The organism is Bradyrhizobium canariense (assembly GCF_018130465.1).
Lineage (GTDB): Bacteria > Pseudomonadota > Alphaproteobacteria > Rhizobiales > Xanthobacteraceae > Bradyrhizobium > Bradyrhizobium canariense_C.
Genome location: NZ_JAFCKJ010000014.1, coordinates 61,790 through 87,158, shown reverse-complemented (window position 1 = coordinate 87,158; position 25,369 = coordinate 61,790). Strand labels below are relative to the sequence as shown.

At 64.0% G+C, this 25,369-nt stretch carries 25 protein-coding genes, 1 tRNA gene and 1 pseudogene; 15 read left to right on the top strand and 12 right to left on the bottom strand.

The genetic code is table 11. The annotated features are described in order from the left end of the window. The first annotated feature begins 96 nt into the window (after positions 1-96). The 4 genes from JQ591_RS28865 (at position 97) to JQ591_RS28850 (ending at position 5,687) form a co-directional block, all read left to right on the top strand. The gene (locus JQ591_RS28865) at positions 97-1,050 is read left to right on the top strand and encodes a dihydrodipicolinate synthase family protein (protein ID WP_211399392.1); all 954 of its coding nucleotides are present in this window, start codon (positions 97-99) and stop codon (positions 1,048-1,050) included. Between the two features lie 4 nt (positions 1,051-1,054). Further along, positions 1,055-1,870 (top strand): NUDIX hydrolase, encoded by an 816-nt coding sequence (locus JQ591_RS28860; RefSeq protein WP_211399391.1) that lies wholly within the window; start codon positions 1,055-1,057, stop codon positions 1,868-1,870. Between the two features lie 80 nt (positions 1,871-1,950). After that, the gene (locus JQ591_RS28855; protein WP_211399390.1) at positions 1,951-2,877 is read left to right on the top strand and encodes a DMT family transporter; all 927 of its coding nucleotides are present in this window, start codon (positions 1,951-1,953) and stop codon (positions 2,875-2,877) included. 122 nt (positions 2,878-2,999) lie between these two features. Continuing rightward, positions 3,000-5,687, top strand: a complete 2,688-nt coding sequence (locus tag JQ591_RS28850) for a PAS domain S-box protein (RefSeq protein WP_211399389.1) — start codon at positions 3,000-3,002, stop codon at positions 5,685-5,687. A 103-nt stretch (positions 5,688-5,790) separates the two neighbouring features. Here the strand turns inward: JQ591_RS28850 and JQ591_RS28845 are convergent, their stop codons facing one another. After that, a complete protein-coding gene (locus JQ591_RS28845) occupies positions 5,791-6,141 on the bottom strand; it encodes a GrlR family regulatory protein (protein WP_211399388.1) in 351 nt (116 codons plus the stop codon). A 253-nt stretch (positions 6,142-6,394) separates the two neighbouring features. Here JQ591_RS28845 and JQ591_RS28840 point away from each other — a divergent pair, with 253 nt between their 5' ends. After that, entirely contained in the window at positions 6,395-6,892 is a 498-nt protein-coding gene (locus JQ591_RS28840; RefSeq protein WP_211399387.1) for a hypothetical protein, read from the top strand. A 49-nt stretch (positions 6,893-6,941) separates the two neighbouring features. On the opposite strand, the gene JQ591_RS28835 is transcribed toward JQ591_RS28840, so the two are convergent. After that, positions 6,942-7,325, bottom strand: coding sequence for a VOC family protein (locus tag JQ591_RS28835; RefSeq protein WP_211399386.1), 384 nt, complete (start codon positions 7,323-7,325; stop codon positions 6,942-6,944). Positions 7,326-7,505: 180 nt separating this feature from the next. On the opposite strand from JQ591_RS28835, the gene JQ591_RS28830 reads away from it, so the two are divergent. The 3 genes from JQ591_RS28830 (at position 7,506) to JQ591_RS28820 (ending at position 9,024) form a co-directional block, all read left to right on the top strand. Continuing rightward, complete coding sequence (locus JQ591_RS28830) at positions 7,506-8,078, top strand: hypothetical protein (protein WP_211399385.1); 573 nt, start codon at positions 7,506-7,508, stop codon at positions 8,076-8,078. A gap of 159 nt (positions 8,079-8,237) precedes the next feature. Next, positions 8,238-8,795 (top strand): hypothetical protein, encoded by a 558-nt coding sequence (locus tag JQ591_RS28825; RefSeq protein ID WP_211399384.1) that lies wholly within the window; start codon positions 8,238-8,240, stop codon positions 8,793-8,795. A gap of 152 nt (positions 8,796-8,947) precedes the next feature. Further along, a tRNA-Arg gene (locus JQ591_RS28820) sits at positions 8,948-9,024 on the top strand. 573 nt (positions 9,025-9,597) lie between these two features. On the opposite strand, the pseudogene JQ591_RS35485 reads toward JQ591_RS28820, so the two are convergent. After that, positions 9,598-9,672 (bottom strand): annotated as a pseudogene (locus tag JQ591_RS35485) (hypothetical protein); the annotation flags it as partial. 822 nt (positions 9,673-10,494) lie between these two features. Here JQ591_RS35485 and JQ591_RS28810 point away from each other — a divergent pair. Beyond that, complete coding sequence (locus JQ591_RS28810; RefSeq protein ID WP_211399383.1) at positions 10,495-10,878, top strand: hypothetical protein; 384 nt, start codon at positions 10,495-10,497, stop codon at positions 10,876-10,878. 238 nt (positions 10,879-11,116) lie between these two features. On the opposite strand, the gene JQ591_RS28805 is transcribed toward JQ591_RS28810, so the two are convergent. The 3 genes from JQ591_RS28805 to JQ591_RS28795 form a co-directional block, all read right to left on the bottom strand. Then, a complete protein-coding gene (locus tag JQ591_RS28805) occupies positions 11,117-11,269 on the bottom strand; it encodes a hypothetical protein (protein WP_018455284.1) in 153 nt (50 codons plus the stop codon). Between the two features lie 178 nt (positions 11,270-11,447). Further along, positions 11,448-12,413 (bottom strand): AraC family transcriptional regulator, encoded by a 966-nt coding sequence (locus JQ591_RS28800; protein WP_211399382.1) that lies wholly within the window; start codon positions 12,411-12,413, stop codon positions 11,448-11,450. Between the two features lie 463 nt (positions 12,414-12,876). Continuing rightward, positions 12,877-13,149, bottom strand: coding sequence for a hypothetical protein (locus JQ591_RS28795; protein ID WP_106944274.1), 273 nt, complete (start codon positions 13,147-13,149; stop codon positions 12,877-12,879). A gap of 315 nt (positions 13,150-13,464) precedes the next feature. Here JQ591_RS28795 and JQ591_RS28790 point away from each other — a divergent pair, with 315 nt between their 5' ends. Then, positions 13,465-13,926: a host attachment protein gene (locus tag JQ591_RS28790; RefSeq protein WP_211399381.1), complete on the top strand. Its 462-nt coding sequence runs from the start codon at positions 13,465-13,467 to the stop codon at positions 13,924-13,926. Positions 13,927-13,955: 29 nt separating this feature from the next. On the opposite strand, the gene JQ591_RS28785 is transcribed toward JQ591_RS28790, so the two are convergent. Next, positions 13,956-14,219 carry a hypothetical protein gene (locus JQ591_RS28785; RefSeq protein WP_211399380.1) on the bottom strand — a complete coding sequence of 88 codons (264 nt, stop codon included), beginning with the start codon at positions 14,217-14,219 and terminating at the stop codon, positions 13,956-13,958. A 303-nt stretch (positions 14,220-14,522) separates the two neighbouring features. Here JQ591_RS28785 and JQ591_RS28780 point away from each other — a divergent pair, with 303 nt between their 5' ends. From JQ591_RS28780 to JQ591_RS28770, 3 genes are all read left to right on the top strand, one after another. Continuing rightward, on the top strand, positions 14,523-14,969 hold the full coding sequence (locus JQ591_RS28780; RefSeq protein ID WP_211399379.1) for a hypothetical protein: 447 nt from the start codon (positions 14,523-14,525) through the stop codon (positions 14,967-14,969). Positions 14,970-15,071: 102 nt separating this feature from the next. Further along, entirely contained in the window at positions 15,072-15,944 is an 873-nt protein-coding gene (locus tag JQ591_RS28775; RefSeq protein WP_211399378.1) for a DMT family transporter, read from the top strand. A 98-nt stretch (positions 15,945-16,042) separates the two neighbouring features. Then, positions 16,043-16,789, top strand: coding sequence for a hypothetical protein (locus JQ591_RS28770; protein ID WP_211399377.1), 747 nt, complete (start codon positions 16,043-16,045; stop codon positions 16,787-16,789). 56 nt (positions 16,790-16,845) lie between these two features. Here the strand turns inward: JQ591_RS28770 and JQ591_RS28765 are convergent, their stop codons facing one another. Both JQ591_RS28765 and JQ591_RS28760 read right to left on the bottom strand, forming a co-directional pair. Then, a complete protein-coding gene (locus JQ591_RS28765) occupies positions 16,846-17,163 on the bottom strand; it encodes a histone (RefSeq protein WP_211399376.1) in 318 nt (105 codons plus the stop codon). Between the two features lie 66 nt (positions 17,164-17,229). Next, entirely contained in the window at positions 17,230-18,705 is a 1,476-nt protein-coding gene (locus JQ591_RS28760) for a cryptochrome/photolyase family protein (RefSeq protein WP_211399375.1), read from the bottom strand. A gap of 96 nt (positions 18,706-18,801) precedes the next feature. Between JQ591_RS28760 and JQ591_RS28755 the strand changes: the two genes are divergently transcribed. Further along, complete coding sequence (locus JQ591_RS28755; RefSeq protein ID WP_211399374.1) at positions 18,802-20,532, top strand: methyl-accepting chemotaxis protein; 1,731 nt, start codon at positions 18,802-18,804, stop codon at positions 20,530-20,532. A 57-nt stretch (positions 20,533-20,589) separates the two neighbouring features. On the opposite strand, the gene JQ591_RS28750 is transcribed toward JQ591_RS28755, so the two are convergent. After that, on the bottom strand, positions 20,590-21,249 hold the full coding sequence (locus tag JQ591_RS28750) for a peroxiredoxin (protein ID WP_092030414.1): 660 nt from the start codon (positions 21,247-21,249) through the stop codon (positions 20,590-20,592). Positions 21,250-21,640: 391 nt separating this feature from the next. Here JQ591_RS28750 and JQ591_RS28745 point away from each other — a divergent pair, with 391 nt between their 5' ends. Next, entirely contained in the window at positions 21,641-22,213 is a 573-nt protein-coding gene (locus JQ591_RS28745; RefSeq protein ID WP_211399373.1) for a hypothetical protein, read from the top strand. 64 nt (positions 22,214-22,277) lie between these two features. Here the strand turns inward: JQ591_RS28745 and JQ591_RS28740 are convergent, their stop codons facing one another. After that, positions 22,278-24,146, bottom strand: a complete 1,869-nt coding sequence (locus JQ591_RS28740; RefSeq protein WP_211399372.1) for an alkaline phosphatase family protein — start codon at positions 24,144-24,146, stop codon at positions 22,278-22,280. 874 nt (positions 24,147-25,020) lie between these two features. After that, positions 25,021-25,338 carry a response regulator transcription factor gene (locus JQ591_RS28735; protein WP_211399371.1) on the bottom strand — a complete coding sequence of 106 codons (318 nt, stop codon included), beginning with the start codon at positions 25,336-25,338 and terminating at the stop codon, positions 25,021-25,023. Positions 25,339-25,369: the final 31 nt, after the last annotated feature.

Sequence of the window (25,369 nt, the reverse complement as noted above, 5' to 3'; positions counted from 1 at the left end):
GTCGTTCCGGGGCGATGCAAAGCATCGAACCCGGAACCTCGAGATTCCGGGTTCGCGCTGCGCGCGCCCCGGAATGACGGAGAAAGAGAGAGACTGATGAAACTCACCGCCGACGCCAAGGGCACCTTCGCAATCGCGCCGACGCCGTTCCACGACGACGGCCGGATCGACGAGCGCTCGATCGACCGCCTGACCGATTTCTACGAGGAGGTCGGCTGCGACGGCGTCACGGTGCTAGGCATCCTCGGTGAGGCCCCGAAGCTCGATGCCGCCGAGGCCGAGCAGGTGGCGGTACGCTTCGTCAAGCGCGCCAAGAAGATGCAGGTGATCGTCGGCGTCTCCGCGCCGGGTTTTGCCACCATGCGCTCGCTGGCGAAGGCCTCGATGGAGGCCGGTGCGGCAGGTGTGATGATCGCGCCGCCGCCGTCGTTGCGGACCGACGACCAGATCATCGGCTATTACAAGCAGGCGGCCGAGGCCATCGGTCCCGACGTGCCCTGGGTGCTCCAGGACTATCCGCTGACCTTGTCGGTGGTGTTCACCCCCGCCGTGATCCGCAAAATCGTCACCGACAATCCGAACTGCGTGATGCTCAAGCATGAGGATTGGCCGGGATTGGAAAAGATCTCGACGCTGCGCAATTTCCAGAAGGACGGCTCGCTGCGGCCGCTCTCGATCCTCTGCGGCAATGGCGGGCTCTTTTTGGACTTCGAGATGGAGCGCGGCGCCGACGGCGCCATGACCGGCTATGCCTTCCCCGAACTCCTGATCGACGTCGTGCGCCTTTCGAAGGAAGGCAAGCGCGACGCCGCCCATGATCTGTTCGACGCCCATCTGCCGCTGATCCGCTACGAGCAGCAGCCTGGCGCGGGCCTTGCCGTGCGCAAATACGTGCTGCAGAAGCGCGGCATCATCGCCTCCAGCGCCCAGCGCAAGCCCGGCGCCACCATCACGCCGGCGGCGAAGGCAGAGGTCGAGTACCTGCTGTCGCGCGTCGCCCGGGTCGACAAGCGCGCCAATCTCGGCCCGCAATCCAGCGCCGCAGGTTAGTTGAATGGCCGAGGCATCAGCATCACGCCCTGCGTCGACGATCCTGCTGCTGCGCGACGGCGCGAAGGTCGACGGCAAAAGCCGCGACGAAATTGAAGTCTTCATGATGGTTCGCCATCATCAGATCGAGTTCAATTCGGGCGCGCTGGTGTTTCCCGGCGGCAGCGTCGATGCCGGTGATCAGGAGATCGTCGCCCGGTCCGATCTGTATTCGGGCGGCGAGGGCCTCAGCGAAGCGGACCGCGGTTTTCGGATCGCCGCGATCCGCGAGACCTTTGAGGAAAGCGGCATCCTGCTGGCGCGGTCGAAGGATTCGGGCAAGCCTGTTGATGCCAGGCGCGCCGGCGAGATCGCCGATGCGCATCGCGTCGCGCTCAACGAGCACAAGATCAGCTTCCTGAGCATTCTGGCCGACAACGGCCTCCAGCTCGCGCTCGATACGCTCGTCCCTTACGCGCACTGGATCACGCCCGAGGGCATGCCAAAACGTTTCGACACCTGGTTCTTCCTTGCGGCAGCACCGCCCGACCAGCTCGGCGCGCATGACGGAAGGGAGTCGACCGACTCGATCTGGGTCTCGCCGCGCGAGGCGGTGGAGGGCGGCGAGAGCGGCCGCTTCAAGCTGCCGTTCCCGACCACGCGCAATTTGATCCGGCTCGCCAAGCAGGGCAGCGTGAGCGCCGCGCTCGACCACGCCCGCGGCATGTCCGTCGTGACGGTGATGCCTGTCATGACCAAGACCGCAACCGGCCGTCAGCTCCGCATTCCCCGCGAGGCCGGCTATGACGGCGAGGTGTTCGAGGTCGGGGCGGTCGGCTAGGACACTTCGACACAAAGCGAAGTATCGGCGAGGGCAGACGCGCTAGGTTCCGTCCCTGACAACGGGACGGAGCGCGCGACATGGACAACCGGCAGGACAACCGGCAGGACAACAACGTCGCCGTCGAGCTGGCGCTGCTGCTCGCGCTCGCAACGCTCTGGGGCGGCTCCTACACCTTCATCAAGCTCGGCGTCGCCACCATTCCGCCGATCACGCTGATCGCAGCGCGCACCACGATTGCGGGCCTGCTGCTGCTCGCGATCATGTGGGCGCGGGGCATCAGGATGCCGACGGATGCCGCGACCTGGCAACGCTTCGCCTTCCAGGCCGTGCTCAACAGCGTGATTCCCTGGACGTTGATCGCCTGGGGCGAGCGCCATGTCGACGCCGCGCTCGCGACCATCCTGAACTCGGCCGGCCCGATCTTTACCTTCCTGCTCACGGCCGTTGTGACGCGTCACGAGGCGACGACCCCGCGAAAGCTGGTCGGCGTGGTCGCCGGCATGGCCGGCATCCTGCTGATCGTCGGCGTCGATGCCTTCCATGATATCGGAAGCGGCCTCGTCGCGGAGGCCGCCATCGTTGCCGCCACCATCTGCTACGCCTGCGCCGCGATCTTCGGTCGCAGCTTCAAGGGCCTCGATCCCATGGCGCCCGCGGCCGGCTCGCTGCTGGCGGGGGCGGCGGCGCTGATCCCGGCCTCGCTCATCGTCGAACAGCCCTGGACGCTGTCGCCCTCGCTGAGTTCCGTGCTGGCGCTGCTCGCGCTGGCGACCTTCTCGACCGCCGCTGCCTTCGTGATCTATTTCCGCCTGATCCAGACCCTGGGCTCGGTCGGCACCACCGCGCAGGCCTATCTCCGCGTGCCGATCGGGGTTGCCATCAGCGTCGCCTTCCTCGGCGAGAGCCTGAGCCGGACCGCCTGGATCGGCCTTGCCTGCGTCGTCCTCGGCGTCGCCGCCATGACCATCCCGGCCCGGCGGCCGGCCGGCGTCAAAACGTCATAAAGCTGAGGCCGAGGGGCGGCAGGGCTGTCATATTAAGGATATTCGGCGGCCAGACGCATGTTCCCCCGGGACCGCAATACGTCGTATATTGGACCTCCAATAGCCCGGTCCTCACATCACCAATGTCCGCCGAATTGACGCCGACCCCTGAGAAAAAGCAAATATTCTCACTGTCCATCGGCCAGCTCACCTTCGGCAGCTTCCTTCTGGTGCTGGCGGTGATCATCGTCACCTCGACCGCGAGCGTGATCGCGATCCGGCACATCGACACGACCTTTGCCGAGTTGCAGCGGCTCCAGAGCGTCGGCGACCTCGCCGAGGACATCGACCGCCGCATGAACGAGCTGCGGCTCGCCGCGCGCGACTTCGTCACCGACCCCGGCGCCGGCATCCAGTTCAAGCAGGTGGGCGAGGCGGCCTCGACGCTCAGCGACATCCTGAAGAAGACCCGCATCGAGCTCGTGCCCGAGCAGCAGGACATGATCGACGGGGTCACCGAGCGGCTCGCGACCTACCGCAGCGGCCTGGAGCGGATCTCGACCTTGATCGACCGCCGCGCCCAGCTGCTCGCCGGCCTGCCACCGCTCCGCGACCAGTTCGACGCGGCTGTCTCCGGCACCGCGGACCGCGAGCTGGCGTCCCGCCTGTCGGAGGCGCAGAGCCGGATCGCGCTCGGATTGCTTGCGCGCAACCCGTCCGCGGCCGAGCAGGCGGCGCAGAGCATGCGGATGATGGGCGTCGCCGATTCCAAGCTGAGATCGGCCGTCAACGACTACGCCGAGGCGATCATCGCGGTCGCCGTCCGTGAACGGCAGATCGCCGACATCGACCGCGAGGTGCTGGGAACCGAGGGCCGGCTGATCGGCCGCGTCACCGAGCTGCTGCGCGAGGTCAGCGCCCGGCGCGGTCACGTGCTGTCGCGCGACTTTGCCCGCACGCTGACGGAGGCGCGCTGGCAGAGCATCGTGCTCGGCACGATCGGCGTGCTGATCGGCATGGGTGCGGCGTTGTTCGTGGTGCGCAGGACGGTGCGTCCGCTCGCCCAGATCGCGCGCTCCATTCGCGCGCTTGCGGCGGGCGAGAAAGACACCTCGATCCCGTCCGCCGACCTCGACAATGAGATCGGCGACATTGCGCGGGCGGCCGAAGTGTTCCGCCGCGCGCTGGAGGAGGCCGACACGGCGCGCGAGGCGGCGGTGCGCGCATTGACCGAGCAGCGCCTCGCCGAAGAGAGCTATCGGAAACTATTCGAGGGCTCGGTCGACGGCATCTATGTCACGACACCGGCCGGTGATCTCCTCAACGCTAATCCGGCGTTGGCGCGGATGATGGGCTACGACAGCCCGCAGCAGCTGATCGACAGCATCAACGACATCGCCCACACCATCTACCTCAATCCCGAAGCGCGCGTCGAATATCAGCGGCTGATGGCCCGCGACGGCATGGTGCGCGAGTTCGAATACCAGGTGCGCCAGCGCAGCGGCAACATCCTGTGGCTGTCTGACAGTGCCACCGGCGTCCGCGACGAGGCGGGCAACATCGTCCGCTACGAGGGCACACTGCGCGACATCACCGACCAGAAGCGCGCTGAAGACGCCATCGCCGAAGGACGGCGCCTGCTCCAGCAGGTCATCGACACCGTGCCCGCGGTGATCAACGTCAAGAACCGCGACCTGCGCTACGTGCTGATGAACCGTTACATGGCCGGCATCTTCGGCATCGAGCCCGGCGATGCGCTCGGCCGCACCACGGCGGACCTGATGTCGCGCTACGGCGCGGCCAAGTCCGACGAGAGCGACAAGCGCGTGCTCACGCTTCGAAAAGGTCTCGGCTTCTACGAAGAGGAGTACAAGGACTCTTCCGGCCACATGCGGCAATGGCTGGTCAACAAGCTGCCGTTGCTCGATGCCGAAGGCGAGATAGAGCGGATCGTCACCGTGGCGCTCGACATCGGCGAGCGCAAGCGCGGCGAGCAGGAGATGCGGAAAGCCAAGGAATCCGCCGAGACCGCGCTGCGCAATCTGCGCGAGACCCAGGCCTCGCTGATCGAGGCGGAGAAGCTGGCGGCGCTCGGGCGCCTCGTCGCCGGCGTCGCGCACGAAGTCAACAATCCCGTCGGCATCAGCCTCACGGTCGCCTCCGCGCTGGAGCGCAAGACCGCGATGTTCACCGCCGAGGTCGAGCGCGGCGAGCTCCGCCGCTCCACGCTCAACGACTACCTCAGCACCAGCCGCGACGCGTCCTCGCAGCTCGTCTCCAATCTCAATCGCGCGGCCGAGCTGATCCAGTCGTTCAAGCAGGTCGCCGCCGACCGCAACTATTCGGACCAGCGCAGCTTCGATCTCGGTGACCTCACCGAGCAGGTGGTGATGAGTCTGCGGCCCGGCCTGCGCAAGCACAATCTGACGCTCAATGTCGAGTGCCAGCCTGATCTGACCATGAACAGCTATCCCGGACCGTACGGCCAGGTGCTGACGAATCTGTTTCTCAACGCGGTGGCGCACGCCTTCCCGGACGGCCGGCCGGGGACCATCGACATCCAGGTGCGCGAGTCAGGCAAGGACAATGTCGAGATCCTCTTCTCCGACAATGGCTGCGGCATGTCGCTCGACGTCCGCCGCCGTGCCTTCGATCCGTTCTTTACGACGCGGCGCGACCAGGGCGGCACCGGTCTCGGGCTGCATATCGTCTACAGCATCGTCACGAACAGGCTCGGCGGACGGCTCGATCTGGATTCCGAACCGGGCAGCGGCACGCGCATCCAGATCGTCCTGCCGCGCGTGGCGCCGCTCGAGCAGGCCGCGGAATAGCTGGAGTGTTTTCGAGCGAAGTGGATGCCGGTTCGCGTGATGAAAACGCGTCAAAACGACAATTCACAGCTTCGGTTCTGATTCAATCAGAACCGCAAATGCTCTAGTCGACCTCTGCGAGCTTGTGCAGCGTCGCGCCGAAGATCTGGCTGGCCTTGCCGACCAGCGCGGTGCCCGTCATGTCCCCGCGCGTCTCTGTGAAGGTGCCGCTGAGGCCGATGCCGACCGCGGCCGGGCCGCCGAACAGCGGATTGTCGTCGCCCCGCGGCGAGGTGTGACGCTGGACCAGCACCTCGCCCTTGAAGGTGTTGTCCTTCACCGTGTAGCTGCCGGTGTAATAGAGGTAGGCATCGCCGCCAAGAATCTTGCCGTCGCGAAAAAGAATCACGCCGCTGCCCTTGCCGACTCGACCATCGAGCAGGTTCACGTGAATCGAATAGAGGCCGTTCTTCATAACGTCCCGAGGCCGGCCGCCATCGCCCAATAGCGTAACCGGTGGGGCAGTTATGCCAAAGCGCATGCGCTCACGCAACGCGGGAGTTTGGCTGCCGGCCTCGCATGCCCGTGAGCCGTAGTTGTCCCGTCTTGTCTATGACGCCGCCATGACGGTCTGATCATGAAGCGAGGCCAGTCGTTGCGAATCAAGTTGGCCCGCGAAATGCATAACCATTGTTGCACTGGCCGCGGGGTGCTGGAGCAAGACAAACGTGAGCAACTGGATCGATTCCGGCGGCGAGAAGCCGCGTCTGTACAGTGTGCGTCCCACGATTTGCGAAACACGACAACGGCGGATTGGCGGCGCGGCACGCTGGCGAAGCGTGGCGAGCCTCGCTTGCGCCTCGGCCCTGATCTCACTCGCAGCCCCCTTCGGGCACGCGCGCGACCGCGGCCAGTTCGTCAACACCAATGCCGAATTGAAGGCCTGGTTCGACGGCCTGCGAAGCGGCAAGGGGCCTTGCTGCTCCGATGCAGACGGCTCGGCGCTCTCGGACACCGACTGGGACAGCAAGGACGGGCACTATCGGGTCCGCGTCCCGCGCTACGGCTCCGTGCGCGAAGGTCAGCAGCAGGAGCTCGTCTGGGTCGACGTGCCCGAGGAGGCCGTGATCTCGGAGCCGAACCGGGTGGGGCGCACCATGGTCTGGCCGATCTACGGCTACATGGGCGTCGCCATCCGCTGCTTCATGCCCGGTAGCATGACTTAGGCGCACCGGGCGGCACGTCGCCCGGTGGACCGATGCGGCGCGCGCCGGGTCAGGTGTATTTCTTGTCGCGCTCGAGCAGCTCGATGGAGATGCCTTCGGGGCCGCGGATGAAGCAGATGCGCACGCCGGGGCGGATCGTGGTCGGTTCGCGCGTGAAGGTGACGCCCTTGGCCTTGATCTCGGCGGCGACGGCGTCGATGTCCTTCACCGTGAGACCGAAATGGTCGAGGCCCTGATGCGGGTGCGGAGGCGGCGGGCTGACCGCGTTGTCGCCCTCGAGTGGCGCAATGAAGATTTTTGCGCCGCCGAGGTTCACGTCGATCCGTCCGGGCGCTTGCACGATCTCGCCACCGAGGATGTCCCGCAGCCAGGCCGCCGTGGCCTCCGGATCGGGGCTGCGCAGATGGACGTGATCCCAAGTGACGACTGGCATTTCATGTTCTCCCGACGGGTCTTCAATGTTGCAGCGCATGTTAGCGGCCTCGGCCGGTGACCGCCACCGCTCTTGCCGACTCGCTAGCTGCGCGGGAACCTTAGTTCCTCTTCCGGATTAAGGTAAGCAGTGGCCGAATCCGTTGTCGAACGTGCTTCCGCCGCGATCGGTGGTGCAACCATGAACGCTGGGTTTGACCGCATCGGGTTAAGGCGTTTCGCCGGGACCGGCGAACGACTGGCGCGGGCGGTGACGATCGCGAGCGTTTTATTTGGGCGAGGCCTGCTGTGGCTGTTGGCGGCCATCATCGTCGGTTGCGGCGTCTGGATGCTGCTTCCCCTCTCCAGAGGCAACAGTGCCGAGCCGGTGACGTCTGACGTGACAGCGGTCGAGACGGCGCCTTCGGGCAATGCGGCAGCCGTGTCGCCGGCTTCCGAAGCTCAGATTCCGACGACAACGGCAGAACTCGGTCGGATCAGGATTTCATCTCAAACCTGGCGCCGCGGCGGCCTTGGTTCGAAGGCGCTGGTGACGTTCACGCTGCGCAATGACAACGACTATGCCGTAAAGGACGTCGAGATCGTCTGCGCTTTTGCGCGGCGCGATGGCAGTCATCTCACCGACCGCAGCCGCGTTCTGGCGGACCCGGTCAGCATGAAGAGCCGCAAGACTTTTGCGCGCATTCCGGTCGGCTTCGTCAATGTGAATGCCGATCAGGCGAAGTGCTCGCTTGCGGCAGCACGTCGCACGTAAGGGCGGCATTTTCCGGTAGCGGAAAAGTTACTGTCCTGGGGACTTGGCCAAAAACTTGGCGTCGCCATTTGAACCGAACGGCTGGGCCAGGAACCAATTAAATGATCGCCTGTTAAGGCGGAGAGCCCACGCGGGGATGCGGGGGGCGGAGCGCGGCCAATGCCCATCTTTCGGTATTTCATTTTTGTCGGTGGAGCCTTGCTCGCACTGCTGTTCGCGGTGAACTACGTTCTGCCGGCGTCACCTGTGGCGCAGGCTGTCGCAACCGCAAGCAACGAGCAGCCGTTGATCCGGATCCGGTCCGATCGCCACCTGCCGGAGCGCGTTGTGCTCGACACCAGTCAGCCGACGCTTGCCGCCCCTGCGGTGAAGATCGCTGCCGTCGCGGCTCCCAAATCGCCGGTGGAGCCACCTGTGGAGGGCCTGTCACCGGCTTTGGCCGAGATATCAGCCAAGGCGCGGGTCCGCGAGACGTTTGCCCAATTCACGCCGGCCGCGAAGGGCGCTGCCGCTGTGGTCAAGAAGACCGAAGGCAACGCACAGCTTCAGGCGCAAGTTCAGGCGCAGACCCAGCTTCCTCAGGCCCAGCCCCCTCAGATCCCGGCGCAGCCGCCCAAGCGCAAGGTCGCCAGAACGCATCCGGTGCCGCAGCAGGGGCGGCCGATGATGGTGATGGCGCAGCAGCCGCATTTCGGCTTCTTCAACAGCACCTGGTAAGGGCGGGTCTGACCCGTCTCGAATCGGGGCGGGAAGGGCTTTTTATTGGCCGGCCTCTCTGCTAATTCGAACCCATCCGAACGTCGTCCGGCCTGCTGGCTCGCCAGCAGCGATCTGGGGCGTCTCGGTTGCGGCCCATTGCCTGGGCCAGGGCGCTCGTAGCTCAGCTGGATAGAGCATCGGATTTCGATTCCGAGGGTCGGGAGTTCGAATCTCTCCGAGCGCGCCACTTCGGTACAAAACTGGGCACTCCAAAACCTGCCGATTTTGCGCCCGATGCGGCGACGAGAGTGCGCAAGAGCACGCTTTTCGATCCCATGATGCGAACTTCTTTCGCGTCCACCTCAATGCGCTGGGCCAGCGCGCGGAGGTGGTCACGGCGATAGCCGCCCGACTCGGTCCGCATGCGCCTGCGGGCCTGGCTGGCGAAGGTCTTGAGCGCTTGGGGCGTGATGCCCGGCCCAGCCCGATCGAGCGCATCCTCAGCCCGCTCTGCGTCGGCGCGGGCCTGGTCGCGGATGGCCTTAAGCTCGGTCACGCGCTCCTTGAGCATCGGGTCGGACACGTCTGCGATTCCGTTTTCGATCGCGTCGTACAGCCGCTTGAGTTTGGCTTCTGCTTCCGCCCCACGCTTGCGCAATTCGGCAATATGCTCCGTTCGACGCTCGGCGCGCTCCTTCCGGCGATTCAGGACGGCCGACAGGACTTCCTCGAGACGTTTGGGCTGCAAAAGGCGCTGCTCGATGTGCTCGGCCACCACGCTGTCCAGCTTTTCCATCGGAACGGTGCGGCCCTTGCAACCGGTCTCGCCCTGCCGGGCCTTGGTCGAGCAGGTGTAATACCTGTATCTCCCACTCTTCCCGGTCCTCAGCGTCATTGCTCCGCCGCAGGCAGCGCAAAAGCAGATGCCGGTAAGGAGGGTGGGTCCGCTGACGACGCGCGGCGCGCCCATTGCGGGGCTGCGCGCTTTCAGCAACGTCTGCACCGCCTGGAACTCGGCAGCCTCCGGCGCTTCTCATCGCGTCATGTCGACCCTATACCAACTGATTCCGGTCCACCTCAACAGGAGGCATCTGAATTTGCGCAATCTACAGCCAACGATACAATAAATGGCACATCAGATTCGCGGTCAAAGGAAAGCAGGTATCAACTTGCTACTGTTTTCAGCGTTCCTTGGATGATCCCAATGCCTGTGACCGCGAGAGTGCTGGAAACTCTGATTGACAGTGAGCTAGCGCACGTCTCGGACGCACGAGTAGTTCGGCACGTTCGAGGAATGCTCGTTGATCCTCACGTGGTGTTTCGAAACTGGGATTACGGTGACCCGGGCCAGCAATACCCATGCTGGATGGTGTTCCGGGACAGGAAGTCGGGTGGCGAGATTGCGTATTGCGAATACGGCTTCGGGCCACGTTGCCCTTGGGGTTTGGTAAGCTCTGGCGAGAAATACCAGGGCATGGGCATGGGCATGGACTCCGCGTGGTATCCGACGTTTCTGGATGCGTTTTTCGAGTCGGCCGCCTGCGTGGAGCTTCCGATCTGGAAGGTGATCAGGGTCGAAGCCGATGGAGCCCGCACTCCTTTGACAGAGGAGGGGGCATGGGACGCGACGTGGCACCGGATTTCCGAGTTACGGGCTCGCGATCCGGCCGGCCGCTACGAGTGCGGTCACGGCACACTTTCACCCGGTTGAGTCGCAATGACGGAAGATCTCGACCTTGAAGTGCTTGTGACATTTCTCCAGCGCGTTCCGGGGATCAGTGGGATCATTGGGAAAGGGCGGTTCGACCATGGTCTCTGGTGGGTGAAATTCGGAATCGACATCGATCACCCCTTAGCTTGGAATGTCGTGCAAGAGCTCGGATGCGTGTTGAACTACCTGTCTGTGAACGAGCAATTGCCTACGGTATTTATGCCCGTATCCCCGGCGCCCTATCTGAACGGTGGGCCTCGTCAGTTTCTCTCGTGGGTCATTGAATCGAAGTCCACGGATTTTTCCGCATCGGACGCGGCGAGATGGCTGGAAGGGCGGCTTCCACGACCGGTCGACGATCTTTCCCAGTGGTCAGATTTGGAAGATTGAAACCTCAACGGTTAGCTATCGACGGCACTTGGCTGGCACGTCTGCAACAAGCCTCCAACCGAGCCGGCGCGAGGGGGCGTACGTGGGGGTGGCAACTGCGCACAATTGACGGCGGTAGCGTGTGATTAAGCAATGCGTCATAGTGCTACCGCGAACTCGTAGTGCCCATCTTCATCGGCCGTGGCGCGCCACTTGTCGGGCCAGAGTAATTCGGATCTGGCGGCGAGGCCGTGAGCCTCTATTTGCCCTGGATTTTCAGCCCGTTGGGACCGACATTGATTTGCAGGCCATCGGGCTGCTTCTTGGTCTGGTAAAGATTGTAGCCGAGCACGGCCGCCGTGACGACCAGAGCACCGATGATCAGAAACAATACGTTGCGGCTGATAGACATTCTTTTCCCTGAACCATTTGGTTGACGCCGAGAAAAACCCCGCGCGTAGGGGCGCGGGGTGCTTCGATGCGAATCCGGGGCTGGCCGGCGGCGCGCTGCTGGACTGGGGTAATGCGGTTCGAAGGAACTGGTTCCCTTGCTGCTGGCCCCACATGTGCGAGGCGAGAGCCGTGTCTGATCAGTCTGCCGGGAGACCGGGTCGCCGGCCTCTGGCCAGCGTGTCGGACGGCGCTTCGTGGAAGATCGCGCGGTAAGCTGCGGCAAACTCCCCCAGATGATGAAAGCCCTGGGCGCGCGCGCATGTGGCGACGGTGGCGCCGCCGCCTTTGAGAAGGCGAGACCGGGTCGCCCACAGTCTTTTCAGGCGAATGTACTGATGCAGGCTCATGCCGCGCACTTTGCTGACGGCGCCGCCGAGCGTCCGGATCGAGACGCCAAACTCGCTGGCGAGATCGGCTGTATAGATCGGAGCAGTCGGATGGGCTGCGATGTAATCGTCGATCCGCTGCACGAGTTTGATCGACCGCTCGCCCTGGACCGAGGCACTCCGGTCTGAGAGCGGATCGATGCAAAACAGATCGTCGAGCGCGAGCAGCAGGCCTTCCTGGAGATGGGCGGCGACCTCGGTGGTTTCGAACAGGACCGGCTGCACCGACGCGGTTCGCAAAATGTCGAGCAGGAGCTGCCGTGTGTGGAGCAAAGCGGGGCGGTTCGCGCCATAGGCCCGCAAATCGTCCGCCTGATCGAACCAGCCTCGGTCTCTCACGCCGGCTGAGAAGATGATCATCGCATGATGATTGGTCCGGGGCTCGACGAAATGGCATTCATCGTTGCCGCGGAGCGCCATGAAGAAACGCGCGTCGAGATCCATGCCCTTGGAATTGACCTGAAGGTCGTCCGTCATGGGCAGGATCACCATCCCGCCGGGCATCCGATAGGCGGCGTCGAGGATGCGCGCGAACGAGCGCATCATGACGACGCGGCAGCCGGGCAGGGAGACGACAGCGCGAGCCGCTGCGAAGTTCTGGACGTCGAGCGGAATGCTTCTCGCATCCTCCATCGACTCGATCGGCCGAAACGCATCGACGTCGGCAAAGCCGATCAATTGAAGCGCCGAGGATGGGGCGAGGGCGTCGAACAACATGCGCGTGGCCGGCTGCCGCAATATGACAATCAAATGAACGTCGGTACATCGCCATCAATGGCGAAACATCGCGCCTCAGTAAACCGAATTCCGGGCCGTAGTATTGCGGACATCATGGCATGAAGCCTGGCGGATCGATGCCGTCGTCAACGGTCTCGGCTCATCGTTCTCGGCTCATCGGCTGGCCGGAGGCGAGGTCGATGAAATGGAGCCGCGTACAGGCTGGACAGGCGAAGGAGGCAAAGCTCCGTCCCTCCTGTCTCTGTTGCTTCTCAAGATGCGTCTGCACATTCATGCCCGTCTGAGGGCATCGAAACACGATCAAATCGACCATCGTCGCAGAATGACGGCGTGGCAGATTTCGTCTTTGATCTAGATCAGTTTTGGAATGACTCCAGGCCAACGGCGGCCGCGAAATCCTTGATCTCGCAAAAAGCAAAGGGGCCCGGAGGCCCCTTTGGAATCACCAGCGGCGATAGCGGGGTCCGTAGTAGCGCGGGCCACCATAAAAGCGCGGTGCATATCGGGGACCGTAGTAGGGCCGCGGCGCGTAGTATCCATAGTAGTTCGGGCGCCAGAAACAGCGTCCCCAGGCGTCACAGACCATGCGGACCTGCTCGACGTCGGAAACCTGCGGCGTCGCAGGAGCAGGCGCGATGGGCATGGCAGACGCCGCCGGTGATGCGACCAACGCACCCAACAGGGACGCGGCGACGAGGCCAATTCTAAGCTTCATGATGTCTTCCTCCGCTTACGCAATACAGGATATCGAAGTTTGTTCTGATCAAATTGTGGCGGTACCGAAATGTAATGCTGATGAACAAATCTTCAGCCAGCCCGCCGCAGGCCTGACCTTTAGCTCCACCAGACTATCCCAGGTTTGAGCTCCTGACCAATGCTGCGCTTGCGTCGGCGTTGCCGCGCAGGACATCGCCGCCGTCCTTGATCCCGCGCAATTCACCGGTGCGGCTTCGTCCCTAAGCTCGTCGTCATGGCCGGCCCTTCGGGCAATTCGAAGAGCAGGCTCGCGAGGTCGCTTTGGAGCTGTGCAATGGACAAAATGAGAATCGACAAGGGTGACTGGCTGGTCGTGTGCGACGGGCGCAAGGCGCTCATTCTGGAAAACCTCGGCGACGAGATGTTTCCGAACCTCCATACCAAGGAGGTGCACGAGCAGCCCAATCCCTCGACCGGTGCGCAAGGGACCGACGCGCCGGGCAGGCTCCATGGCGCGGCCGGCAGCGCGCGCAGCTCGGTGGAGCAGACTGATTGGCACGACGAGGCCGAGCGCGCCTTCCTGCGCAGCCTGGCCGGCCGGCTCGATGCCGCCGTCAGCTCAGGCGAGACCTCGGCCTTGACCATGGTGGCCTCGCCGCGTGCGCTCGGGATGATCCGCGCCGACTATTCGGATGTGGTGCGCAAGGCACTCCAGGGCGAGGTCGGCAAGGACCTCGTCAAACTGCCGGTCTACGAGATCGAGAAGCAATTGCTGCAGTCGGGCGCCGCCAAATAGCGGCCCCGCAGAGGACGCGCCTGCGCCCCTCAGTAGCAGGGGTGCCGGCGGCGGTCCTGGCCGACATAGGCGGCCGCGCTCTGGTAGCAATGGTTGGTCGACGGGCCGTCGTAAAAGGCGAAGGTCCCGGGAGTGATGCCGGGGCCGTAATTGTGCAGATAGCTGATCGGGTAGGGCAGCGGGTTCGTGGAATAGCGGTGGTACCGGTGATGTCCCCGCGCCTCTGCGAGGCCAGGGGCAAGGATTGCGGCCGAAAGGACAGCAACCGCGGCTACAAGCTTCAACTTGCTCATCTCGAATCTCCGGAACCCGCACGAATAGGTCAGCCGTTTATAGCCAGTTCGGGCGGCCGGAACACCCATGCGGCGCCCGGAAATCGGGGTCAATCCTGCCGATTCCCGGGTGGGTGTGACAGAATTGCCGGACATGTGGTCCAGGCTTGCCCATTTTTGGCCTTTTCGGGATGCTTAACGAATTCCCCACACAAGTATGACCAAAGAGAATTCGGTTAAGAATCCGGTTGCCGGCCCCAGGGATCGTCTTGGGGGTCCTCCGAGGCCGGTCCCATTCCTGAAGGCTTTCGCCGTCACCTCGCCATGCGCATCACGCTTCTGAGCCTGCTGTTGCTCTCGGTCGTCGCCGCCACGCCGGCGCGGGCCGAGCTGCACATCACCCGTGACCACGGCGGCTATGTCGAGGAGTACAAGGTCAAGTACAAGCGCGTCCGCGAGAAGGGCGAGCGCGTCATCATTGACGGCATCTGCAACTCGGCCTGCACCCTGGTGCTCGGCATCGTGCCGATGAACAAGATCTGCGTGACGCCGCGCGCCAGCCTCGGCTTCCACCAGGCCTACTACGACAAGGCCTTCACCTTCGGCATCAAGGTCACCAGCGCGGAGGGGACGTCCGACCTGATGGCCTATTACCCCGACACGGTGAAGGACTGGATCCGCCGCAATGGCGGGCTCACCACCGACATGAAAAAGATCAAGAACGGCGTCGAGCTCTGGAAGATCATCGATCCCTGTCCGGAAGAATGGTGAGCGGCTGAGCCGTCCCGTCCGTCGCAGCGCAGCATCGTCCGGACGAAATTGGCCGAAATTCGCATTGCCGCATTGGCCCCCGGTGGGGCAATGAGGGCGGCAATGAACCATAATCAAGAAGCCCTGGCCGCCCGCGCCGCGCCGATCCTGTTCGTCCTGCTCTGGAGCACCGGCTTCATCGGCACCAAATACGTCATCAACAATGCCGATCCCTTGACCTACCTCGCCATCCGCATGGCGTTCGTGGTCGGTCTGATGGCGATCATCGCTGGCGTTGCGCGACCGAAATGGCCGGACCGTATCGGCATCGCGCACAGCGCAGTCGCCGGCATCCTCGTCCATGGCTTCTATCTCGGCGGCACCGCAATCGCGATCGCGCATTCGATTCCGGCCGGGCTCTCCGCGCTCATTCCGGGCCTTCAGCCGATCCTGACCTCGACCATCGCCAACCGCTGGCTCGGGGAGAAGGTGACGCCGGTGCAATGGGCGGGGCTCGTGCTTGGCCTCGGCGGCGTGGTGCTGATCCTGCACGGCCGTCCCATGACCGGCGAAGCCGGGCTCGGCTGGCTCGCCTCGGTGGTCTCGCTGATCAGCATCACGCTCGGCACGCTCTATCAGCGCCGCTACTGCAACCACATCGACTGGCGCGCGGGCAATCTCGTGCAGTACGTGTCCGTCACGATCTTCTTCGCGATCGGCGCCTTCCTGTTCGAGGACCGCGTGGTGCACTGGACGCGGGAGTTCATGCTCGCGCTGGCCTGGCTCGCCGTGGCGCTCTCGATCGGGTCGATCGGCCTGCTGTACTGGCTGATCCGCCATGCCGCCGCCACGTCTGTTGCAAGCCTGTTCTATCTGGTGCCCGCCGTGACGGCGCTAATGGCTTATCTGCTGTTCGGAGAAGAGCTCGATGCGCTGGCGATCGCCGGCATGACGATGTGCGCGGCCGCGGTGTTCGTGGTCAATCGACGCTTCTAGAACCGGCGGGCCGGGCCGCCGGAATACATCCCTGACGTGCGGGGTGCGTCCGTGTTAGGCTTGGGGCATTTCAGCCTCCCTTTCACACGGTGATTTCGATGAAGAAAGCGCGTCGTGCACTGCTCGGCAGATCCCTGAATCCGGTCCGGATTGCCTGCATCAATTATGCAGAGGAGATGATGAGTGAGCGGATGATGGTGCGGCTCACGGCCGCGCTGCAGAAATGCTATGACGAGCACTTCCTGCCGGTCTGGGGCTACCCCGTCGATCTCGACGTCACCCGCAAGCCGAAGCCCACCGACTGGCAGCTGGTCTATTTCGACGATGCGACCCACAAGAATTTCCTCGGGCGGCATGAATTGACGCATCGGGGACAGCCGATCTCGAAGATCTTCCTCAAGGCGCTGGCCGAGGACGATCCGGTCAGTCTGGCAGCCTCGCATGAGCTGTTCGAGATGGTGCTCGACCCCATGGCCAACCTGTGGGCCGACAAGACCCGGCACACCCAATACGCCTACGAGGTCTGTGACGCAGTGGAAGAGGACGCCTTCGTCGTCAACGGCTTCCCGATGTCGAACTTCGTCTATCCCTCCTGGTTCGAACCCTTCAAGCATCCCCGCGGCACGAAGTTCGACCACATGGGATCGCTCAAGGAGCCGTTCTCGATGACCGAGGGCGGCTACGTCATCAAGAAGGTGAACGGCAGGAGATTGATCAAGCAGTTCGGCTCACCCGAGAAACGGCGGCGCTTCAACGCCGAGGACCGGCGCGGCCATCGCAGCGAATTTCGCGATCCGAAAGGCGAGCATCACCCGGGCCGGCGCGCAGCCAAGCGGCGAGGGTAGGGTATCGCTCGAGCCGTCTCCGGGCGCGTCAGCCCCCGGAGACTTGAGCGTTGCGATCAGCGCTTGGCCTTCTTGGCCTTCTTTTTCGACTTGGCCGCTTTCTTGGCAGCTTTCTTGGTGGCCTTCTTTGCCGTTTTCTTGGCGGCCTTCTTCGACGACTTCTTTGCAGCCTTCTTCGAAGTCTTCTTGGTGGCCTTCTTCGCAGCCTTCTTGGCTTTCTTCTTGGAAGCCTTCTTCGGCGCTACTTTCTTCGCGACCTTCTTGGCGGCTTTCTTCACCTTCTTGACGGCGGTGACAGCGGCGTCCTTGGTCGCTTCCACGGCGGTGGTGATCGTGTCCATCGCCTGTTCGGTGATCGGCTTGTCGTCGTCCATATCGTCCCCCACGGTTTGCATGGAGCGATGACGATAGCGAGTTTCATAATTGTGTCAAAGCAACGCTCAACCTTTGCGGATCTTTGTGTAGGCGGCGAGCGCGCGCTCACGTCCCTTGGCATGATCGACGATCGGCTGCGGATAGGTCTTGCCGAGCGTGACGCCGGCGCTCGCAAGCTCGATCGGCGTCGCCTGCCAGGGCTTGTGGATCAGCTTGGCCGGCAGGTCTTTCAACTCGGGCACCCAGCGTCGCACATAGGTTCCATCCGGGTCGAACTTCTGGCCCTGGAGCACCGGATTGAACACGCGGAAATAGGGCGCCGCGTCGGCGCCGCAGCCGGCGACCCACTGCCAGTTGCCGGGATTGCTGCCGGCATCCGCATCGACCAGCGTGTCCCAGAACCAGCTCTCGCCGTCGCGCCAGTCGATCAGGAGGTGCTTCACCAGGAACGAGGCGACCACCATTCGCACCCGGTTGTGCATCACGCCGGTGTGCCAGAGCTCGCGCAGGCCGGCGTCGACGATGGGATAGCCGGTGCGCCCGCGCTGCCAGGCCGCGAGCGCCTTGGCGTCGGGCTTCCACGGGAAGCCGTCGAAATTCGCTTGAAGGTTTTCGGTAGCAAGGTTGGGATGGTCATGGAGCAGATGGCGGCAAAACTCACGCCAGCCGAGCTCGCTCAGGAACTTGTCGACGCCGGTTCCGTTCGCGGGATTTTCCGCCGCGGCGAACCGCGCGGCGTGCCAGACTTGGCGCGGGCTGAGCTCGCCGAACCTCAAATGCGGTGACAGGTGTGAGGTGCCCTCGCGGTCCGGGCGGTCGCGATCGCCGACATAGCCGAGTGCGGTGCGCTTGAGGAAGTCGCGCAGGCGGGCGCGGGCTGAGGCTTCGCCCGGCGTCCATGTCGCGCGCAGGCCGCCGGCCCAATCGGGCTTGTCCGGCTCGAGCTTCCAGGTCTCCAGCGCGTCGCTGGCGACCGTCGGCGCAGGACGCAACTCCTTCGGCGCCGGCAGGGGCTTCGGCGGATCGCCGAGCGACAGCACGCGCCGCCAGAACGGCGTGAACACGCGCAAGCCGCGGCCTTCCTTGTTGCGGATCGCCGCGGGCGGGACCAGCAAGTCGCCGGGGAAACTTTGCGAGTCCACGCCGATCTTTGCCAGCGCTGCTTCGAGCTGCCGCTCAACCGCCTGATGCGGCGCCTGTGCGATCCCATTCCAGTAGACCGCGCGCCCTCCGCTCTCGCGCGCCACCTCCGTGATCACCCTGGCCGCCGGCCCCTTGCGCAGGATCAGCGATCCGCCGCGCGTGGCAATGTCGGCACCGAGCGCCCGCAGCGACTGCGCCAGCCACCAGCGCGCCGCGGCGCCCGGCGCTCGCCCGGCCGCATCGTCCAGCACGTAGAGGCAGATCACCGGCGCGCCGGTCTTCGCAGCGGTCTTGGCGGCAGCGTGGAGGGCGGGGTGGTCGGACAGGCGGAGGTCATCGCGAAACCAGACGATGATGGGCGGCGGGCTTGGCGTGGTCAGGGTGTCCTCGTTTACCATTTGGAAAGCATGCGGCGTGCGGCGGTGTGAACGGTCGTTAATGCGACCGTAAGCGGCATGCACCACTATGCAGGAATTACAGGAGTCATTCCATTCATGTCCGACCGTGCAACGGCGAAGTTCCTGCCGCAGTTCAAGCTTGGCACCAAGGCCGTCCTGTGCGCCGTGCTGCTGATCGCCGTGAATACCGCGCTCGTGGTCGGCGCCGGCTATTGGTCGCTCACCTCCGCTTTCAACGATCGTGCGCTCCGCGACATCGAGGTGAGTTTGCGGACCCTCGCGCTGGCCTTTGCCGAGGTGGTTCCCGATGCGAAGATCACGATGCGGGATGGCGCGGTGGCGCGCGCCGAGATTCCCAAGATGCCGGAGTTCAGGGATCACGCCATCGTCGATCGCGCGGTGTCCTATGTCGGCGGCAACGCGACGCTGTTCGTGTTCGACGACGCGAGCGGGCAGTTCGTGCGACGCTCGACCAACGTGAAGAAGGAAAATGGCGACCGCGCCGTCGGTACCCAGCTTGCCGCCGATCATCCGGCGCAGGTCCTGCTGCGTCGTGGCGAGGCCTACAAGGGCCCGGCCACGCTGTTCGGCAAGTCCTTCATGACCGCCTATTTCCCAGTCGCCGACGCGACCGGCAAGGTCGCCGGCATCCTCTATGTCGGCATCCCGATGGCCCAGTACGAGAGCATGCTGGCCCAGGCGATCGAAAGCATGGCCGCCGCCGCCGGGTTCGCCGCGCTGCTGGTGCTGGTCCTGACCTTGCTGGTCGTCCGCCGCGTCACCAAGCCGCTGACCTCGGTCACGCGCTCGCTGACGGCGCTCGCCGAAGGCCGGAGCGACGTCGAGATCGATTGCGAGGATCGCGCCGACGAGATCGGCGAGATCGCCCGCACGGTCGCCGTGTTCAGAAGCAATTCGCAGGAGCGGGCGCGGATGCGCACCGAGCAGGCGGCGGCTTCGGCCGCAGCCGTCGAGCAGCGCAAATCCGACCTGCGCAATTTCGTCGAGCAGTTCCGCGGCAGCGTTGGCGGCATTCTCGACAAGGTGCTGACATCGTCAGGCGAGTTCGAGCGGTCGGCGCGGCAGCTCACCGAGACCGCGCGCGCCACCGCCGATCTGTCGGCGCGGTCGGCCGGAGCTTCCGAAAATGCCTCCGAGCACGTGCGTTCGGCGGCGTCGGCCTCGGACGAGCTGTCTCAATCGATCTCCGAAATCACCCGACGGGTTCAGGAATCGAACGCAATTTCCGCTGAGGCCGTGCGGCAGGCGGAGGCGACCGACCAGCGTATCGCGCAGCTCTCCGAGGCGGGCGCGCGCATCGGCGACGTCGTCAAGCTGATCACCTCGATCGCCGAGCAGACCAACCTCCTGGCGCTGAACGCGACCATCGAGGCCGCGCGCGCGGGCGATGCCGGCCGCGGTTTTGCGGTGGTGGCCCAGGAGGTCAAGACGCTGGCCGGTCAGACCGCCAAGGCGACCGACGAGATATCGAACCAGATCGCCAGCATGCAGCTTGCGACCGAAGAATCGGTCGTCGCCATCAAGGCGATCAGCCAGACCATCGAGCGCATCAGCGGTATCGCCGGCTCGATCTCGGCTGCGGTCGAGCAGCAGAAGAGCGCGACCCACAACATCGTCGCCAGCGTTCGCGCGGCGGTATCTGGCACGGCCGATGTCGCCGTCAACGTCCGTCACGCCGCCGAGGGCGCGAACGAGACGGGTGAGACGTCCAGCCGGATGTTTGCCTCCGCCCAGGCGCTGTCGGGCGAGAGCCTGCATCTGAAGGCCGAGGTCGACGGATTCCTGGACCGCGTGCATGCGGCGTGAGAGCCAACGTCGTCATTCCCGGGCGATGCCGACGCATCGCCCGGGGTGACAGTTGGGTTATTTCGGCTGCGGCACGATCCGGATGTAGGGCTTCGGCTCCTTCCAGCCCTGCGGGTAGATCGTCTTGGCTTCGTCGTTGGAGACCGAGCCCGCGATGATGACGTCGTCACCCTGCGACCAGTCGGCCGGGGTCGCGACGCGATGCTTGGCGGTGAGCTGGAGCGAGTCGATCACGCGCAGGATCTCCTGGAAGTTCCGGCCCGTGGTCATCGGATAGACCAGCACCAGCTTGATCTTTTTGTCCGGTCCGATGACGAAGACGTTCCGAACAGTCTGGTTGTCGGCGGCGGTGCGGACCAGGGGATCGCCTGAGATGGCGGCCGGCAGCATGCCGTACAGCTTGGAGACGTTGTAGTCGGTATCGGCAATCATCGGGAAGTTCGGCGCAGTACCTTGCGTCTCCTTGATGTCCTCCGACCATTTCGAATGGCGGTCCACCGGATCGACCGAGAGTCCCATCAGCTTGACGCCGCGCTTGTCGAATTCCGGCTTCAGCTTGGCGAGCGCGCCGAGCTCGGTCGTGCAAACCGGCGTGAAGTCCTTGGGGTGCGAGAACAGCAGCGCCCAGCTATTGCCGATCCAGTCGTGAAACTTGATCTTCCCTTCGGTGGTCTCGGCTTCGAAGTCGGGGGCGGTGGCGCCGATCGGAAGTGTCATGGTTCTACCTCATCGCATTGAATTTGCTTGATAATCATCTCTGGCCGTCACGCTTAGTATAGGGGCTCCGCGCCCCCAAGTGAACGTCAAGTGAACCGCTTCAAGTAAAATGTGAATTCCTTCTTTGAAGGCCTGATTTGCCAGCACCTTTTTGTTACAGCGGCGCCTGCGGCGAAACATCTCCACCGGGGCCACACGGGGTCGATTGCCCAGAGAAAGCCTTTTATGACCCGCATCACGCTCGCCCGACGCTCTCCGGAACCGAAATGGTCCTCGTAGCGACTAATCGGCAACCATTGAGAAAAGTCGCGATCCCCGTATCGAATCGTTAACCACCCCTTTACGCCCGCATGAAAATGCTGGTCGATCAGAAGAAATCTGGAAGTGAACTATGTCTGCCGCTGCGCATAAGTCTATTGAGTCGCCGTCCCTCGAACCGTCCTGCCGCGATACCTCGGCCCATGCACTGACCATCGTGCGCGACGGCGTGATCACGGGCGAAGGCCCGACCACCAAGGGAAGGGTGCACTTCTCCCGCTCGCTCGATGCCGATGACACCGCCTGGTGCGTCCGCATCCTGACCGCCACAGCCGTCAACGACCAGCCGGTCAGCCGCACTGAGGCCGAAGTGCTGTTCGAGATCAACGAAGCCGCAACCGAACGCACCGATGGCGGCCGGTTCGACGACCTGCTCGCCAAGGCGGTGGCCCATTATGCCGCGAGCGCCTCCGGCCTGAAGGTGCCGCCGCGCAGCGTCGCGCTGTCGGCCGAGTCTGATATCGAGGGCTGGGCGCCGTCCTATGCCTCCAAGGTCAACAGCGAAATGCTGGAGTGGATCGCCGGCCAGATGCGCGGCAAGCGCCAGAACAACCGCCGGCTGATGGCGATGGTGGCGACCTTCCTGGGCGCCACCGCGCTGCCTCTGGCGGGCCAATTGCCGAACGTGTTCGACATTGGGATGTAAGATCTGGGCATGTAACATGTGAGATTTTCGCGCCGCTCGTAAGCGGGCGAGAGAAGCGGCGGGGTTATTTCCCCGCCGTTTTTTGTTTGCCGGTGTCCGGCTCCAGCCCGAGCGTGCGGCCCGGGAAGCCGGCAGTGTCGAAATAGCGCTGGCTGCCGACGCGCTGGAAGTTCAGCACGGTCTGCAGGCCGTTCTCGGACTTCTTCGACTTCTCGACCCCCTTGTACGCTTTCGGCACGATGCCGTTGGGCATGGCCTCCGACATCACGCGGCCGACCAGGCCGCCGTTCTGCGACCCGCGCAGGCCGAGGAGCTGGGCGGCCGTCATGCCGACGTCGGCATTGCTGACCGGGATCTCGCTGATGTAGCCGGCTTTGAAATCCGGGCCGATGGCGGCCATGAAGTTCATGGTGTCGCCGCGGCTGAAGCTGCCATGCATGCCCTGGCCCTGGCGCAGCACGGTGTCGGCGACCTGCACCGAGCAGTTGGTCGGCGCCTCGCCGCAATCGCTGGCATAGGAGCGGAAGTTGACGACGATCGCCGGCGTCGGCGTCGCCGCCTTGCCGCGCAGGCTGATGCTCGACAGCGGCAAGGTACCAGGGAAGCGGCCGAGCTGGTCCTCGACGAACAGGCCGGAGACGTAGTCCTGCTCGAGCAGCGTCTTGATGGTCTTGGCCGCCAGCTTCTTGTCCCTGTTCGGCAGATAGATCAGGTCGGAGCCGCCATTGGTGGCGACGACGAGATCGGGCTTTTCCGGATCCTTGCCGAGCACGCCGTTGCCGGCCTTGGGATGTTTGTTGCCCTCGACCTTGGCGTTCTTGTCGTTGGGGTCGAACAGCGGCAGGTCGAGCGCCTTGGCCAGATCGAGCGCCAGAAAGCCCATTGGCAAGAAGTCCTTCGGCGTGTCGTCATAGCTGACCTTGGCCGAGGGGCTGGTCTTGCTTTCCTTGGAGATGGTCGAGAAGCCGTGGTCGGCCTGAACCATGATGTTGGTGTTGGCGGCAAGGCCGAGCTCGTCCAGCGCCTTGCGGAGCTGGGCGAGGTTGTTGTCGGCATTCTTGATGCCGGCCATCGAGGTCGGCCCGTTGATGCCGGGCATGATCTGGTTGAGGCTGTCGCCGGTGTTGTGCTGGCTGCCGTCGGGGTCGCGCGACCAGAAAACCAGCACGAACGGCTTGTTGCGCGCCTTGAACATCGGCAGCACGACCTTGGCCGCGACGTCGGCGAAATAGGCCTGCTGCGCGACGTTGGCGACAATGGTGCCCGGCGTCTTCGCATCGCCCGCCTTGGAATTGTCGCCGCGCGGCGGCGTCGCGAGGGGCAGGCCAGCCTTGGTGAGAGCGGCCTTGACCTCGTCCGACAGCGCCACGCCGTTCTTGCCGCCGGTGGAGTCGTCGAACACGACCGAATGCAGGCCGGGTTTCTCAGGCTTGTCGGTGTGGTCGAACTGGTAGGTCGGGCCGACCTTGCCGATAGCCGCCGTGCTCAGCCCCTTGTCGCGGGCCAACTTCAGGATCGTGTCTTCATTGAGATAGTCGCCCTTGAAATGCTCGTCGATGTCGCCGAGCACGGCGTCGTTCTCGATGAAGGGGACCACGGTATCGCCTGCGGGCACAGAGGTGTAGTTGGTCCAGATCGTGTTGGAGAACACGCCGGTATCACCGAGATAATGGCCGGTCGACATCGCCGAGCCGTTGGCCATGGTGAAGGTCGGGAACAGCGAGTGCGAATTCTTGAAATTGACGCCCTTGTCGCGGATTTCGGCCATTGCGGGGGCGGTCTCGGGTGTGACCTTCAGCGCCCGCAGACCGTCCGGAATGAACAGGATCAGGTTACGGGGCGTGTTGTTCTCGGCGGAGGCAAATCCCGTGGAGGCAAGTCCGGTGGACAGCACTGTCAGTCCGGCTGACAGCAACACCAGTGAACGACGCATCAAAATCTCTCCCTGCGAGGCAGCTTGGCCGCCAACCGCGGCCCCCGGCTTCGTTTAGTTTCGCTGCATGACGGTTTTGTTACAAGAGCGGAGCGGCATGCAGAAGTGATTGGGAGGCGGCCGGGCGTCCACGGATATCTCATTGCCTGCTCTCATGTCCCGGACGTAGCGCCGATCGCCGCTGCATGGGCCCCGGCTCTGCAGCGCACCGCTGAAGGAGCGCTGCGCTGCGTCCGGGGCACGAGACTGTTGTTGAATAACTGACATGGGATCGCATCCTCGCGGCGTGTTCGCCCGAGCTTTGCCTCGATGCCTCACCCCCAATGAAAGAGGGCGCAGGGAAGACCGGGAGCCGGCTGGCTCCTATTGGTCCGCTATGCCAGGAGCAGATTGCGCTACAATGCACAGCGGGGAAACAGGGCAACCGGAGCATCCCGGCCTTTCCCTGCGCAATGGTTGGAACGGCTTATGTCGTGCTCTCCCCGGGGAGCGATGCACTATTGCCCCCGTCGCCTTGCGGATGGCTGATGCGCGGACCCGGTTGGGCCGCCACATCACCGCAAGACTTGGCGCACAGACCCCGGGCGCCAGGACGACACGATTTGGCCGTACGCCGATCACACCGGTCGTGCGCGCGATGCCTTCGCTCACGGTTGCCCGCCCTGCGAAGCCTTTCGCGCCGATGTGATCCACGTCCACCGCCGTCCGGCCCGCGTTCGTGACGATCGCGATACGCCCCTCTTCCTTGGGCCGGAGTGAAAAATACCTAACAAAAATCCGAATTCTAATAAAGAGAAATATTTTATCGCGGTGCCGTTGACCCCGGACTTGGGTGTTTCGCCCGAAATGACGCAAGGGATTGTGGCCGGAACGGTCAATCCGGCGCGGTCGGCACCCGCGTATTCTGCGCGAGCGCCTTGGCCGGCGCTGCCGTCGTCGAATAGCCGCCGCCATTGGCCAGGTCGCGGCGGAGCGATGGCGGCGCCGCATGCAGCGCGAAGCTGATTGCGATCTGGGTCCGGTTCTGAAGGCGGTATTTGCGCATGATGTTGCCGATGTGCGCCCGCACCGTGTTCTCCGAGATCTTGAGTTCGTAGGCTATGTTCTTGTTCTGCATTCCGCGCGCGATCAACATCATCAGCTCGCGCTCGCGCGGTGTCGGCGTAATCGGAGCCTTTGGATCCGGGCTCATGGCTAGTACCTCCCTGGCCTTGGTTGTTGCG